The sequence below is a fragment of the Simplicispira hankyongi genome (assembly GCF_003570885.1).
Lineage (GTDB): Bacteria > Pseudomonadota > Gammaproteobacteria > Burkholderiales > Burkholderiaceae_C > Simplicispira > Simplicispira hankyongi.
In genome coordinates this window covers 295,588-309,220 of the sequence record NZ_QXJC01000001.1, presented here as the reverse complement: position 1 = coordinate 309,220, position 13,633 = coordinate 295,588, and the positions used below count along the sequence as shown (strand labels likewise).

Sequence of the window (13,633 nt, the reverse complement as noted above, 5' to 3'; positions counted from 1 at the left end):
GGCAGGCGCATGAGCTTCGACCTGAGCGGCGTGGGCCTCACCCACGCCAATGGCACCGTCGCCTTGCAGGACATTGCGCTCAAAGCCGGACAAGGCGAATGCCTGGCCTTGGTCGGGCCGTCCGGCGCGGGCAAGACCTCGCTGCTCTCGGTGCTGGGCACCGCGTTGCGCCCCAGCACCGGCCGTGCGGTGGTCTTGCAAAGCCCCTTGCCAACCACAGCGCAAGCACCTGATCGCTCTTTGCGCGCCCGCATCGGCACGGTGCACCAGGCGCCGCCCTTGCCTGGCCGCCAGCGCGTGGTCACCGCCGTGCTGGCCGGGCGCCTGGGGCAATGGCCGGCCTGGAAATCCTTCGCCTCGCTGGTCTATCCGCTGGACATCGCGGGTGCACGGGCAGCTTTGGCGCGCGTGCAACTGGCCGACAAACTGTTTGCCCGCTGCGACGAGCTCTCGGGCGGGCAATTGCAGCGCGTGGGCATCGCGCGGGTGCTCTACCAGCAGCCCGACCTGCTGCTGGCCGACGAGCCCGTGTCTGCCCTGGACCCTGCCCTCGCACTGGCCACGGTGCGCCTGCTGGTGCAGGACGCCGCCGCACGTGGCGCCACGCTGGTGGCCAGCCTGCACGCGGTGGACCTGGCGCTGGCCTGTTTTGCACGCATCGTCGGCATCCGCGCCGGGCGTATCGTCTTTGACCTGCCCGCCGCCCAGGTGGACGACGCCCTGCTACACGCCTTGTACGCCAGCGAAGGCGAGGTACTGCCAACGCTGGGCCAGGTGAGCGTCAGCGCGCCGCCGCCACCGGGCGAAGCCGCCGCCAGGGCCATGCCCCTCATCGCCGGATGCCGCTGAACCCCGCCTTGCGCGACCCGGCTGCCAGCCGGCGCTTTGGCGGCGCCGTGCTGGCGCTGCTCATCCTTTGGCCGCTGCTGCGCGCCGCGCAAGTGCACCCCAGCGCGCTGCTCGACCCGGCCAACCTGCGGGTGATTGGCGGCTTTCTCGCGGGCTTTTTGCCGCCGGAGACGGGCCCCGAATTCCGCGGCTACCTGGCCCGCGCGACGCTGGAAACGCTGGCGATTGCCACTGCCGGCATGGCGCTCGCCTGGTTGCTCGCCGTGCCCCTGGCCTACGTGGCCAGCGGCGCCGGGCGCGAGCGGCGCACCCAGAACCCGGTGGCGCGCGGTCTGCTGACCATTCTGCGCAGCATTCCCGAACTGGTGTGGGCGCTGCTGTTCGTGCGCGTGCTGGGCCTGGGGCCGGCCGCCGGCGTGCTGGCGCTGGCGCTGACCTATGGTGGCATGCTGGCCAAGGTGTATGCCGAGATTCTGGAATCCACCGACCCTTTGCCGGCCCAGGCGCTGCGCACGAGCGGCGCCCGCCGGCCCGTCGCCATCCTCTACGGGCTGCTGCCCCAGGCGTCGAAGGAGCTGGCCAGCTACACGGTGTACCGCTGGGAATGCGCGATTCGCGCCTCGGTGGTGATGGGCTTTGTCGGCGCGGGTGGCCTGGGGCAGCTCATGGACCAGGCCATGAAGATGCTCAATGGAGGCGAGGCGGCCACCATCCTCGCCACCTTCATGCTGCTGGTGCTGGGCGCCGACGCCCTCGCCGGCTGGCTGCGCCGCTCGCTCGACACACCGCCAGCAGCGCGTGCCTCGCCCTGGGGCTGGCGCAGCGCGGGCTTCATCGCAGTGACCGTGCTGGCGACCGTGGCCAGCTTCAGGCTGCTCGACATGCCGCTGCTGGCGCTGTGGTCGGGCGAATCCTTGCATGCCATCGCCGATTTCGTCACCAGCTTCTTCCCGCTGGATGTTTCCGCCTCCCTGCTGCGCAAGGTGGCGGTGGGCACCTGGGAGACGTTCGCCATGTCGGTGGTCGGCACGCTGCTCGCGGCCGTGGCAGGCCTGCTGCTGGCGCTTCCCAAATGGCGGCTGCCCTACACGCTGGTGCTCAACACCCTGCGCTCGGTGCCGGAACTGGTGTGGGCCACCATCACGGTGCTGTGCGTGGGGCTGGGCCCGTTTGCCGGTGCGCTGGCGCTCGCGCTGCATACGGCAGGGGTGCTGGGGCGCCTGTATGCCGAGGCGCTGGCGAATGCCCCGCCCGCGCCGACCGGGGCTTTGCGCCTGGCGGGCGCCAGCGGCAGCCAGGCCTTTCTGTATGGCACCCTGCCCGGCGCGGCGCCGCAGCTCATTGCCTACACGCTCTACCGCTGGGAGATGAACATCCGCATGGCCGCCATTCTGGGCTTCGTCGGCGCTGGGGGCCTGGGGCAACGGCTCTACTTCGAGCTGTCGCTGTTTCACTATGCGCAGGCGGCAACCGTCATCGTCGCCATGCTGCTGCTGTCGGTCGCAGTGGACCAGTCCAGCGCCTTGCTGCGCAGGGCGATGCGCTAAGAGCGACTAACAAAAACTCCCCTGGCGCCGTTGTTCCGTCTTGTCGTACTGCTCGTACTGCCTGCGACGGAACGCCTAGTCAGGGCCGCTTCGCTGAGCTTTGTTAGCCGCTCTTGGCGGGTCGCGCCTAGCTTTACTTCTTCTTTTCTTTGCCCTTGGGCATCACGGCGGTGATGGGTGGCGTGGGCCGATCGGTGCCGCCGGTCTTGGGGAGCGAAGTGTCCTTTTTCGGCTTCTTCGCCATCTTTTCGTTGCGCTGTTCTTTTGCCATGCCAGGCTCCACAAGTTCAGCCCGACATGGGCCTTAGGGTGCGAATGGTAGGCCGAAAAATCGCCGAAAAAACGGGCGTGGAAAGAAACGCCTCGCAAGCCGCTGCGTCGCCCATCGGCGGGAGGGCGCGGGGCTGCGCCAGAGCGCTTAAAAAGCCTCTTCCGCCAGGCTTGCGCAGGTCATGTCGCGCGCGTTCACCACCTTGAGCCAGGCGCCGACCTTGGGCAGTTCATAGTGATAAAAATAGCGTGCAGCGCCCATTCTTCCTGCGTTTGCAGCTACTGAAAGCGTAACATCCAGGCGCAGCGTGGCCAGGGCCACATCCAGCCACACCCAGGCCAGCACAGTGTGGCCAAAGGCCTGCATATAGGGCACGGCATTGGCCAGGGCCTCGGTGGGGTTGCCCGTGGCCCAGGCCGCCTGTGTGGCCGCGGCCACCTGCTGCAAGGCGTCGCCCAGCGCAGCCACATACGCTGCCAGTTCAGGCACGGCGGCGGCCCGCGCCATGGTGGCCTGCATGCGCGCAGCCAGCAGTTGCAGGCCTTTGCCGTTCTCCATCAGCACCTTGCGCCCGAGCAGGTCAGCCGCCTGGATGCCGTGCGTGCCCTCGTGGATCATGTTCAAGCGGTTGTCGCGCCAGTACTGCTCCACCGGGAAGTCGCGCGTGTAGCCGTAGCCGCCGTGGATTTGAATGGCCAGCGAATTGGCCTCCAGACAGAACTCGCTGGGCCAGCTCTTGGCAATGGGGGTGAGCACTTCCAGCAGCAGGCGCGCGTCATCGGCCGCTTCGAGCTGGCCGGTGTGCTGCTCGTCCACCAGGCGGGCACAGTACAGGTTCAGTGCCAATGCGCCTTCGCAATAGCTCTTTTGCGCGAGCAGCATGCGTTTGACGTCGGCGTGCTCAATGATGCGCACCTGGGGCTGGGCAGCGTCTTTGCCGCCAGCACCCGTGGGCCGGCCCTGCGGGCGGTTCTTGGCATAGTCGAGGCTGGCGTAGTAGCCCGCCAGGCCCAGCATGGTGGCCGCCATGCCAATGCCGATGCGCGCCTCGTTCATCATGTGGAACATGCACGCCAACCCCTTGCCCGGCTGGCCCACCAGGTAGCCCACGGCACCCGCCCTGCCCTGGACGGGGTACTTGCCCTCGCCAAAGTTGAGCAGCGTGTTGGTGGTGCCGCGCCAGCCCAGTTTGTGGTTCAGCCCTGCCAGCGCCACGTCGTTGCGCACGCCGGTCAAGTTGCCCTCGGTATCCACCAGCTTCTTGGGCACGATGAACAACGAAATGCCGCGCGTGCCCGCCACCAGCTTGCCATCCGCCCCCGGAATCTTGGCCAGCACCAGGTGGACGATGTTCTCCGACAGCTCGTGCTCGCCCGACGAGATCCACATCTTGTTGCCGGTGAGCCGGTAGCGCGCGCCGAGCGGGTCACTCTCATGGCCCTCGCCATCAGGCACGGCGCGGGTGGCCACGTCGCTCAAGCTGGAACCTGCCTGCGGCTCCGACAGGCACATGGTGCCCGAGAAGCGCCCGGAGAACTCGTTGAGCGCAAACACCTGCTTCTGCAAATCCGTGCCGTGCACCATGAGCAGGTTGGCATTGCCCGTGCTGAGCAGGTTGGAGCTGATGCTGATCGATGCCACGGCAAAAAAGGCATTGGCCGCAGCATCCACCGTGTAGGGCAGTTGCATGCCGCCAATGCCGTAATCCTGCGCCGCGCTGAGCATGCCCGAGCCGGCATAGGCGTCGTAGGCGTCTTTCGTGGCCTGCGGCAGGATGACCTTTTCACCGTCGAACTGCGGCTCCTGCGCGTCCACCGTGCGGTTGAACGGCGCGTACTTCTCGCGCGCGATGCGCTCGCAGGTGTCGAGCACGGCGTCAAAGGTCTCGCGCGAATGGTCAGCAAAGCGCTCGCGTGCGTTGAGCGTTTCCGCTTGAAGCCAGTCGTACAGCAGGAAATCGAGGGTGGAGCGTAGGGTCGTCATGGGGAAAATTATGGGCGGGCGCGGCCGGGAAGGCATGTCCGCTGGGCGACGCGGTGAGGGGGTTGCCGCTACCGGGGCACGAATTTGTAGCGTTTTTGGCTTCTAGCGCTTATAGGGAAAGCGCTAGAAGCTATGAACATAGGAGCAAATTTCGTCGATTGGGACGGATTCAGTTCTGATTGCTAGGTGTGAACCAAAAAGAGCCATTCATCCCGCAACCGCACAGCTGCCTGTCGTACTCCAAAGCCCATGGTGTCCAAGGAACCGTCCGCCGCGCTGCACCCGCCTGTCCCGCTCCCAAACGCTTCGGGCATGCAACCACTATTCAGCCAAGTGAAATCAATTGCCAGCACTTCCCGATAAAGAAACAACAGCGCGCTGAGCGCCTGGTTGTGCGTGGATGCCGATACCCGGCGCTCGGTGGCCAGCATGGTCAAAAATGCCTCTACCTCTTGCGCACCCATCTCACGCGGATGCCGCATAGCACCAGACCGACCATGCCAACGGATAAAAAAACGCACCCAATACAGGTAAGCCTTCTCGGTGCTGAGGCTATAGTGAAGGTAGCGAACACGCTCCCGAACCTGATCCAGTAGTCGTGTGGAGCGCAAAACAGGCGTGCCGGGTTTGATGGAAGTTTTATGCCTGTTTTTGCGCAGTGCATCGAATGTCAACGCAGGATGCAAACGACGTTCAGGAGGAAGCCGTACACAGAATATCCCGCAGCATCCAGCGTATCCCGCAAGTTCTGCGGGATACATTGCGTTAGCCTTCCCAAATTTCAGAGTCTCGGCAAACTTGGAGTACGAATAGTGAACTCAAAATCACCCATCATGAAGGTCTACGCAGGCATCAATGTTCGCGCGAGAATTGACAGATTTACCCAAGACGAACAAAATATTGTCAGAAATATCTCAAATGAGTTCTATATTTCTGCCGGCTGCAAATTTTTAACCATCGGGCAAAGCGAATACCGCTATTTTTTCCTAAAATTCCCAGACGATAAGGCCATCGCCTTCGGCGCCAAGGATGAGATAATTGTACTCTTTAGTCCATTTGATAATTTCGAACCAAGAACACTCGACGCGATTGAGAAAATACAGGAAGCGAATGCAGGCTTTAGACTTGACAAGATCTGCGCGTTTGTCATATCAAGGGACAATGGTTTTCTTGAAAAACTTGATCGGACGATAAAGACGCAAAAAGAGTCGCGACTGATTACACCGTTCACGTATCAGGAACTTGCACAGCGAAAAGACGAAGAATTCTTCAGGCAGAGAATAAAGAAATATTCATTTGAAAGAAACCTATACGATTTCGACTCACCACTCCGTAAGGATCTCTATTTTTTCGGTCGCGATGATATTTGTCAAGGAATAATAGATAAGCACTTCGCAGGTCAAAACTCATCCCTCTTTGGCCTGCGAAGAAGTGGGAAAACGTCGATTCTCCTTTCAATTTGCAGACGAATTGCAAACCAAGCTGGATATGCGACCCTAATTGATTGCCAACTATTGCATTTAATGAGCTGGAATGATGCTCTATTCTTTCTCTCATCAACAATAAATGACGAGCATCATTGTAGACTCGTAATAGACAAAGCAAACTACACATCAACAAATGCACCTTTGGCATTTATTAAAGATATTGACAGAATACATAAAAAACTCAAGAAAAACATTCTTGTCGCACTGGATGAAATAGAGCAAATCACTTTTGACGTTTCATTCTCCTCGAACTGGCGAGATGGAACAGACTATGTCAAGTTTTGGCATGTTCTTCGTAGTCTATTTCAGCGCCAAGACAACCCAATAACACTCCTTATTGCAGGTACAAATCCACGCTGTCTCGAGACCCCATTCATATTGGGCGGAGACAATCCACTGTATGGGCAAATAAAAGCGGAGTATATACCTGGATTTTCCGTTGCACAAACGAAGCAAATGATTGAAACGCTTTCCTCATATATGGGAATTTCAATCGATGAAGATATTTATACGTACTTGACACGCGAGTTCGGCGGGCATCCATTCCTAATGCGCCAGGCATGCTCTCACATAAAATCAGAACTAGATAGTCGAATCAAAAAACACATTGATCGCCTATTATTCGATTCATCTATTATCACATTTAACGACGGTGTTGGACACACGTTTTGTGAAATGGTCATTGGCGTCCTAGCTGAACACTACAAGGACGAATATACCATGCTCACTTATTTGGCACGGGGTGATATTCTGGATTTTACAGAGCTAGCGGAAAGCGACCAAACATACACCCAGCACCTGGTTGGTTATGGAGTGCTTTCAAGATCGCAGCAAGGATTTGATTTCAAAATTGATGCGGTCAAGAAACATCTTGCCAAGCGAGAAAAGTACAAGACGCTCAATTTGTCCAATGAGGAGAAATTGGCTGAAATCAGCGAGCGCCGAAACAAAATTGAGCAAAAGTTACGAAAGCTCGTAAGCCAAGTGCTCAGAACATTGCATGGCGAACAGCAAGCGAAGCAGTTGATTCTCGCCAAACACGATACCAAAAAGCGAACAAGATTCTTAGCACTGGAATATAAACATCTTTTTGATGCGAATAAGTATGAAATTTATTTGGATGACTTGCGTGATCTAATTCGGAAAGATTGGGAAGCCGGATTTAGGAATATATTTTCCGAAGATGTTGAGAGGTTCAATTCGCGGATGATTCTTCTGAACTCAATTGGCAGAAGCGACGCTCACGCCAAGAATGTCCCGGACTCTGATATGCAATCCTTTCGAGGCGCAATGTCATGGTTAGAAGAAAAAGTTGGTGGATATTTTTCGTGATTTTTTCCTGGCGCCCGAGTGGATGGCTAATTGGGTAGAAATGAGTTTCTCACCCCCTTCTACCCGAGCCGTCAGCGGCTGGTATTTTGTCGCGACGCAGAGTTTTTCGACAAAGCCGATTCGCTCTACGGTGGTGACGACGGTGAATGTGCCGGGCGCTGTTTTTGCCGGGGTAATCTTCGTCGTCTTGGGCCTGGTGGCTCTGGCGATATTGCTTCAGGGCAAAGTCACCCAAAAAGCTACCCAGTTCTGGCTCGTGGGCTTGCTGTTCGCGATTCCTGCTGCCGTGGTGTTTGTCCGATGGACTGTTCTGGCATCTCAATAGCCATCACGCACGGTTGGCCCGGCGTTGATCCGGTTTCGTGAGCGTCTGCAAAAGCATGGCCAGAGCGCGAAGCCTGAGGCTGGTTCAGCAGAAAATTTTAGTGTTTTAGGCCTCTAGGGCTTATTCCATAAGCGCGAGAAGCTATCAAAACAAAAGCAAACGCCCCGCGCAAACCGTTCGGCCTGCGCGGGGCGTTGTGTCGCTATCTGACTTCAGCGCTTACAGCACCTCAAACACACCCGCCGCGCCCATGCCGCCGCCAATGCACATGGTGACCATGACCCGCTTCGCACCACGGCGCTTGCCTTCGATGAGGGCGTGGCCGGTGAGGCGCTGGCCGCTCATGCCGAAGGGGTGGCCCACGGCGATGGCGCCGCCGTTGACGTTGAGCTTGTCGGCAGGGATGCCCAGCTTGTCGCGGCAGTAGATCACCTGCACGGCGAAGGCTTCGTTCAGCTCCCACAGGTCGATGTCGTTGATGGTGAGGCCGAGGCGCTTCAAGACCTTGGGGATGGCGAACACGGGGCCAATGCCCATTTCATCGGGTTCGCAGCCGGCCACGGCAAAGCCGAGGAAGCGGCCCAGGGGCTTGAGGCCCTTTTGCTCGGCGATTTTTTCATGCATCACCACCACGGCACCAGCGCCATCCGACAGTTGGCTGGCGTTGCCTGCTGAGATCAGGCCACCGGGCAAGGCCGAGCGCAGGTCTTTGATGCCGTCGTAAGTGGTGCCGGCGCGGATGCCTTCGTCGTCGCTCACGGTGACCTGCTTGGTGGTCAGGCCCATGACTTTGTCGGCCACGCCCATGGTGACGGTGATGGGGGCGATTTCTTCCTTGAACAGGCCTTTGGCCAGTGCGTCGCTGGCCTTTTGCTGGCTGCTGGCGCCGTATTCGTCCATGGCCTGGCGGCTAATGCCGTAGCGCTTGGCCACTTGCTCGGCGGTTTGCAGCATGGACCAATAAACCTCGGGCTTGTTCTTCATGAGCCAGGGGTCATGCAGCATGTGCGTGTTCATCTCTTGCGCGGTGCAGGAGATGACTTCCACGCCACCCGCCACGTACACGTCGCCTTCGCCGGCCATGACGCGCTGAGATGCAATCGCAATCGTCTGCAGGCCCGACGAGCAGAAGCGGTTGATGGTCATGCCCGATACCGTGACGGGGCAGCCGGCGCGCAGGGCGATCTGGCGGGCGATGTTGGCGCCCGTGGCGCCTTCGGGGGTGCCGCAGCCCATGATGACGTCGTCCACCTCGGCGGCATCGATGCCAGCGCGCTGGATGGCGTGCTCGACCACATGGCCGCCCATGGTAGCGCCGTGGGTCATGTTGAAAGCACCTTTCCAGGCCTTGGTCAGCGGGGTGCGGGCGGTGGAAACGATTACAGCGGAAGTCATGGTGAATCCTTAAAAGTTGTGCACATTCAGGGCGCGGGTGCCTTGGCACCCTCGCTCAACAGTCGGTAGTAGAAGCGGATGGCTTCCGCGTAGTTGCTGGTGGACAGGCGCTCGTTGGTGCCGTGAAAACGCTTGAGGTCTTCGGCGTTGGCGCGCACTGGCGAGAACTTGAAGATGTGGTCGCTCAGCTCGCCGTAATGAACGGAATCGGTGGCCGCCACCATCAGCCCCGGCGCGACCAGGGTGCCGGGGAATACTTCGCGGATCGTCTTGTTCAACAGGTGGTACTGATGGGAGGCTGTAGGTGCCACCTTCGATGCCTCTTGCGCGCCGGGCAGCGCAGTGACCTTGACCTTGCCCTCCCCCACGGCCTGCGCCAGCTCAGACTTCACGTGCTCCAGCACCTGGGCCTCGGTGTCGCCCGGCAGGATGCGGAAGTTCACCGTGGCGTCGGCGCGGCCGGGCAGCACGTTTTCCTTGTTGCCGGCATTCACGATGGTCAGCGCCGTCGTGGTGCGCAGCATGGCGTTGGTGCTGGCACCGGCCTCTAATTGCTTTTGCACAACCGGGCCAAACAGCCACAGGTTCGAGAGTGCGACGCGCGAAAAGCCACTCATTTCCGGGGCGATGGTGTCGAACATTTCGCCGCCGACGCCGCGAATGCCGGCCGGGAGTTGCTTGTCTTCGAGCTGCTTCAAGGCCGTGCTCATCATGGCAATGGCGCTGGTGCCGTGCTTGGGCGGCATGGACGAATGCCCCGGCGTGGCTGACACCGACAGCTCGACCGACAGATAGCCTTTTTCTGCCACGCCAATCAGCGCAGCAGGTTTGGCCAAACCGGGCAGGATGCCGTCGAGAATCAGCAGGCCTTCGTCAATGACGAAATCCGGGTGCACGCCGCGCTGCTTGAGCAACGCCGCTATCTGGGTCGCGCCGCGCAGGCCGCTCACCTCTTCGTCCGCGCCGTAGGCCAGGTACACGGTGCGCTCGGGTTGGTAGCCGCTGGCGACCAGCATCTCGACCGCTTCGAGCTGGGACATGAGGTTGCCCTTGTCGTCCCACGAGCCACGGCCCCAGATGAAACCATCCTTCACCGCGCCGCTGAAGGGTGGCTCGGTCCAGTCGCCTTCAGTGCCGGGCGCGATAGGCACTACGTCCTGGTGCGCCAACAGCAGGATGGGGGCAAGCTCTGGCTTGCTGCCCTGCCAGGTGTAGAGCAGGCTCAGGCCATTGACCACTTCGCGTTTGAGCGCTGCGTGGGTTTTGGGAAAGCGCTGCTCCAGCAAGGCATGGAACTGCTGGAACTGGTCGGCATTGAGCTGCGGGTCGTCGCGCGACGAGATGGTGCGAAAACGCACCGCCTCGCCAAGGCGCTTGGCCGCGCCCTGCTCGTCCACCGGCAGCACGGCCAGCGGCGGCACATCAAGCTGGCGCGAACCCTTGCGCAGCGTGTTGGCGGCCACAGCCGCCACCAGCACCACGATCAGCGCCAGCAGGCCCAGGAAGATCTTCTTGATCACGGCGGTGCGCGCGAATCAGCTGAAGGTCTTGCCCTCGGCGGCCAGCTTGGCGAGCAAGGGCGCGGGCGTCCAGAACGCCTGGTCGTCCCTGGGGTTCTGCGCAAAGCGGTTCATGGCTTGCACCAGGTTGAACAGACCTTGCTCGCCCGCGTAGTGCATGGGGCCGCCGCGGTAAATCGGGAAGCCGTAGCCCGTGAGGTAGACCATGTCGATGTCGCCAGACTTGCTGGCGATACCGTCTTCGAGGATGTGCGCGCCTTCGTTGACCAGGGCATAGACCAGGCGCTGGACGATTTCTTCGTCGGAAATCTTGCGCGGCGTGATGCCGAGCTCTTTCCGGTGGTCTTCAATCATCTTGTTGACCAAGTCGCTCGGAATGGCGTCGCGCTTGCCGGCCTGGTAGTCGTACCAGCCGGCGCCCGTCTTCTGGCCGTAGCGGCCCAGCTCGCACAGCTTGTCAGCCGTGCGGCTGTATTTCATGTCGGGGGTTTCCAGCGCGCGGCGCTTGCGGATGGCCCAGCCAATGTCGTTGCCGGCCAGGTCGCCCATGCGGAACGGCCCCATGGCCATGCCGAATTTCTCCAGCGCCTTGTCCACCTGCTGGGGCGTTGCGCCTTCGTCGAGCAAAAAGCCGGCTTGCTGGCTGTAGCGCTCGATCATCCGGTTGCCGATGAAGCCATCGCAAACGCCGGAGACCACCGCCGTCTTCTTGATCTTCTTGGCCAGCGCCATCACGGTGGCGAGCACGTCCTTGGCGGTGTGTTGGCCGCGCACCACTTCGAGCAGCTTCATCACATTGGCGGGGCTGAAGAAATGCATGCCCACCACGTCCTGCGGGCGCTTGGTGAAGGCGGCAATCTTGTTGACGTCCAATGTGGAAGTGTTGGAGGCCAGAATGGCGCCCTGCTTGCACACGGCGTCGAGCTGCTTGAACACGGCTTCCTTGACGCCGATTTCTTCGAATACGGCTTCAATGACCAGGTCGGCATCCTTCAGGTCGGCGTAGTCGAGCGTGGTGGTCAGCAGCGTCATGCGCTGCTCGTACTTGTCCTGCTTGAGTTTGCCTTTTTTGACCTGGGCTTCGTAATTCTTCCTGATGGTGGCCAGGCCGCGGTCGAGCGCTTCCTGCTTCATCTCCAGCATCTTCACCGGGATGCCGGCGTTCAAGAAGTTCATGGCAATGCCGCCGCCCATGGTGCCGGCGCCGATCACGCCCACGCTCTTGACATCGCGCTTGGGCGTATCCGAAGGCACGTCAGGGATCTTGCTGGCGGCGCGCTCGGCCATGAACAGATGGCGCAGCGCGCGCGACTCGGGCGTCCACATCAGGTTGATGAACAGCTCGCGCTCGACCAGCAGACCGTCGGCAAATTTGCCTTTGGTGGCCGCTTCGACCGCGTCCACGCACTTGGCGGGCGCCGGGTAGTTCTTGGACATGCCCTTGACCATGTTGCGCGCGAACTGGAAGTAGGCGTCGCCCTGGGGGTGCTTGCACGGCAGGTTGCGCACCAGCGGCAGGGGGCGCGTGTCGGCCACCGAGCGGGCAAAGGCGAGCGCCTCTTCTGCCAGCGATTCGGGCGACGCGGCCATCCTGTCGAACAGCTTCTGGCCGGGCATGGAGCCAAGCAACTCGCTTTTGACCGTCTCGCCGCTGACGATCATGTTGAGCGCCGCCTCGACGCCGACCACGCGCGGCAGACGCTGCGTACCACCCGCACCGGGCAGCAGGCCGAGTTTCACTTCGGGCAAGGCCACGCTGCAGCCAGGGGCGGCAATGCGGTAGTGGCAGCCCAGGGCCAGCTCCAGACCCCCGCCCATGCACACCGAATGGATGGCGGCAACCACGGGTTTTGCCGACGCCTCGATGGCGGCAATGACGGAGTGCAGGTTGGGCTCCTGCATGGATTTGTCGGTACCGAATTCCTTGATGTCCGCCCCCCCCGAGAAGGCGCCGCCGGCGCCGGCGACGATGATGGCCTTGACGGCGGCATCTTGCTGGGCGCGGTTCAGTCCGTCCACGATGCCCTGGCGGGTGGAAAGACCCAGACCGTTGACGGGCGGGTTGGCCAATGTGATGACGGCCACATCGCCGTGGACCTGGTATTGGGCGCTCATGCTGGCTTCCTTGCTAATGATAGAAAAAGAACGGTCGTGCGTTTTTTATTGTAGGCAGTTTCCGGGGATTTGCCATGGCCGTTTTGTCCCTGGCGGGACAAGGGCTGCCACCTCAAACCTCGAGCCATTCCTTGCGCACACCGCTGTTGGCACGCAGGCTGTCGGGCGTGCCATCGAAAACGATGCTGCCATGGCCCATGACCAAGGCGCGGTCAGAGACGGTCATGGCAATGGTGAGTTTTTGCTCGATCAGCAGCACGGAAATGCCACGGCTTTTGAGCGTCTTGAGAAATTCGCCCACCTGCTCGACGATTTTGGGGGCCAGCCCCTCGGTGGGTTCATCGATGATGATGAGGTCCGGATCGCCCATCAGCGTGCGGCACAGGGTGAGCATTTGCTGCTCGCCACCCGACATGACGCCTGCCTGAACGTTGCAACGCTCCTCCAGGCGGGGAAACATCGCGTACATGTCCTTGAAGGTCCAGCGACTCCCCTTGCCATTGCCCTTTTGGCCCAGCAGCAGGTTTTGGTGCACGGTGAGGCTGGGAAACACATCGCGGCTTTCGGGCACATAGCCCACACCGGCGTGCGCCACCTCGTAGGCTTTGCTGCCATTCAGGGGGCGGTCTTTCCACGTCATGGTGCCGTTCCAATCCACCAGCCCCATGATGGCCTTGGCGGTGGTGGAGCGGCCCGAGCCGTTGCGCCCCAAGAGCGCCACGATTTCCCCTGGCTGGATGTCAAAGCTCACGCCATGCAGCACATGGCTTTTGCCGTAATAGGCGTGTAGATCGCGTATGTGCAGCATG

At 60.8% G+C, this 13,633-nt stretch carries 11 protein-coding genes; 4 read left to right on the top strand and 7 right to left on the bottom strand.

Annotation, left to right across the window (positions count from 1 at the left end; all coding sequences use genetic code 11):
* Nucleotides 1-9: 9 nt before the first annotated feature.
* Together D3F03_RS01350 and D3F03_RS01345 are read left to right on the top strand one after the other, a co-directional pair.
* Entirely contained in the window at nucleotides 10-849 is an 840-nt protein-coding gene (locus tag D3F03_RS01350; RefSeq protein WP_119107575.1) for a phosphonate ABC transporter ATP-binding protein, read from the top strand.
* On the top strand, nucleotides 840-2,396 hold the full coding sequence (locus D3F03_RS01345) for a PhnE/PtxC family ABC transporter permease (RefSeq protein WP_119107574.1): 1,557 nt from the start codon (nucleotides 840-842) through the stop codon (nucleotides 2,394-2,396). Before D3F03_RS01350 ends, D3F03_RS01345 begins: the two co-directional genes overlap by 10 nt.
* A 133-nt stretch (nucleotides 2,397-2,529) precedes the next feature.
* On the opposite strand, the gene D3F03_RS17255 is transcribed toward D3F03_RS01345, so the two are convergent.
* From D3F03_RS17255 to D3F03_RS17540, 3 genes are all read right to left on the bottom strand, one after another.
* Nucleotides 2,530-2,667, bottom strand: a complete 138-nt coding sequence (locus D3F03_RS17255) for a hypothetical protein (RefSeq protein WP_199665391.1) — start codon at nucleotides 2,665-2,667, stop codon at nucleotides 2,530-2,532.
* 147 nt (nucleotides 2,668-2,814) lie between these two features.
* Nucleotides 2,815-4,650 carry an acyl-CoA dehydrogenase gene (locus D3F03_RS01340; protein WP_119107573.1) on the bottom strand — a complete coding sequence of 612 codons (1,836 nt, stop codon included), beginning with the start codon at nucleotides 4,648-4,650 and terminating at the stop codon, nucleotides 2,815-2,817.
* Nucleotides 4,651-4,832: 182 nt separating this feature from the next.
* Nucleotides 4,833-5,324 (bottom strand): phage integrase N-terminal SAM-like domain-containing protein, encoded by a 492-nt coding sequence (locus D3F03_RS17540; RefSeq protein ID WP_425453053.1) that lies wholly within the window; start codon nucleotides 5,322-5,324, stop codon nucleotides 4,833-4,835.
* Between the two features lie 159 nt (nucleotides 5,325-5,483).
* Between D3F03_RS17540 and D3F03_RS17110 the strand changes: the two genes are divergently transcribed.
* Nucleotides 5,484-7,469, top strand: coding sequence for an ATP-binding protein (locus D3F03_RS17110; protein WP_147414688.1), 1,986 nt, complete (start codon nucleotides 5,484-5,486; stop codon nucleotides 7,467-7,469).
* Entirely contained in the window at nucleotides 7,453-7,794 is a 342-nt protein-coding gene (locus tag D3F03_RS01325; protein WP_147414687.1) for a hypothetical protein, read from the top strand. The genes D3F03_RS17110 and D3F03_RS01325 overlap by 17 nt, the downstream gene beginning before the upstream one ends.
* 219 nt (nucleotides 7,795-8,013) lie before the next feature.
* On the opposite strand, the gene D3F03_RS01320 is transcribed toward D3F03_RS01325, so the two are convergent.
* The 4 genes from D3F03_RS01320 to D3F03_RS01305 form a co-directional block, all read right to left on the bottom strand.
* Nucleotides 8,014-9,189 carry an acetyl-CoA C-acyltransferase gene (locus tag D3F03_RS01320; protein WP_119107570.1) on the bottom strand — a complete coding sequence of 392 codons (1,176 nt, stop codon included), beginning with the start codon at nucleotides 9,187-9,189 and terminating at the stop codon, nucleotides 8,014-8,016.
* A 26-nt stretch (nucleotides 9,190-9,215) separates the two neighbouring features.
* On the bottom strand, nucleotides 9,216-10,709 hold the full coding sequence (locus D3F03_RS01315; protein ID WP_119107569.1) for a M20 family peptidase: 1,494 nt from the start codon (nucleotides 10,707-10,709) through the stop codon (nucleotides 9,216-9,218).
* A gap of 15 nt (nucleotides 10,710-10,724) precedes the next feature.
* On the bottom strand, nucleotides 10,725-12,824 hold the full coding sequence (locus D3F03_RS01310; RefSeq protein WP_119107568.1) for a 3-hydroxyacyl-CoA dehydrogenase NAD-binding domain-containing protein: 2,100 nt from the start codon (nucleotides 12,822-12,824) through the stop codon (nucleotides 10,725-10,727).
* A gap of 112 nt (nucleotides 12,825-12,936) precedes the next feature.
* Entirely contained in the window at nucleotides 12,937-13,632 is a 696-nt protein-coding gene (locus tag D3F03_RS01305) for an ABC transporter ATP-binding protein (protein ID WP_119107567.1), read from the bottom strand.
* Nucleotide 13,633: the final 1 nt, after the last annotated feature.

What these genes read in the sequence shown, in the direction of transcription:
- D3F03_RS01350 (WP_119107575.1), top strand. Translation starts at nt 10, where the DNA reads ATGAGCTTCGACCTGAGCGGCGTGGGCCTCACCCACGCCAATGGCACC.
- D3F03_RS01345 (WP_119107574.1), top strand. Translation starts at nt 840, where the DNA reads ATGCCGCTGAACCCCGCCTTGCGCGACCCGGCTGCCAGCCGGCGCTTT.
- D3F03_RS17255 (WP_199665391.1), bottom strand. Translation starts at nt 2,667, where the DNA reads ATGGCAAAAGAACAGCGCAACGAAAAGATGGCGAAGAAGCCGAAAAAG.
- D3F03_RS01340 (WP_119107573.1), bottom strand. Translation starts at nt 4,650, where the DNA reads ATGACGACCCTACGCTCCACCCTCGATTTCCTGCTGTACGACTGGCTT.
- D3F03_RS17110 (WP_147414688.1), top strand. Translation starts at nt 5,484, where the DNA reads ATGAAGGTCTACGCAGGCATCAATGTTCGCGCGAGAATTGACAGATTT.
- D3F03_RS01320 (WP_119107570.1), bottom strand. Translation starts at nt 9,189, where the DNA reads ATGACTTCCGCTGTAATCGTTTCCACCGCCCGCACCCCGCTGACCAAG.
- D3F03_RS01310 (WP_119107568.1), bottom strand. Translation starts at nt 12,824, where the DNA reads ATGAGCGCCCAATACCAGGTCCACGGCGATGTGGCCGTCATCACATTG.
- D3F03_RS01305 (WP_119107567.1), bottom strand. Translation starts at nt 13,632, where the DNA reads ATGCTGCACATACGCGATCTACACGCCTATTACGGCAAAAGCCATGTG.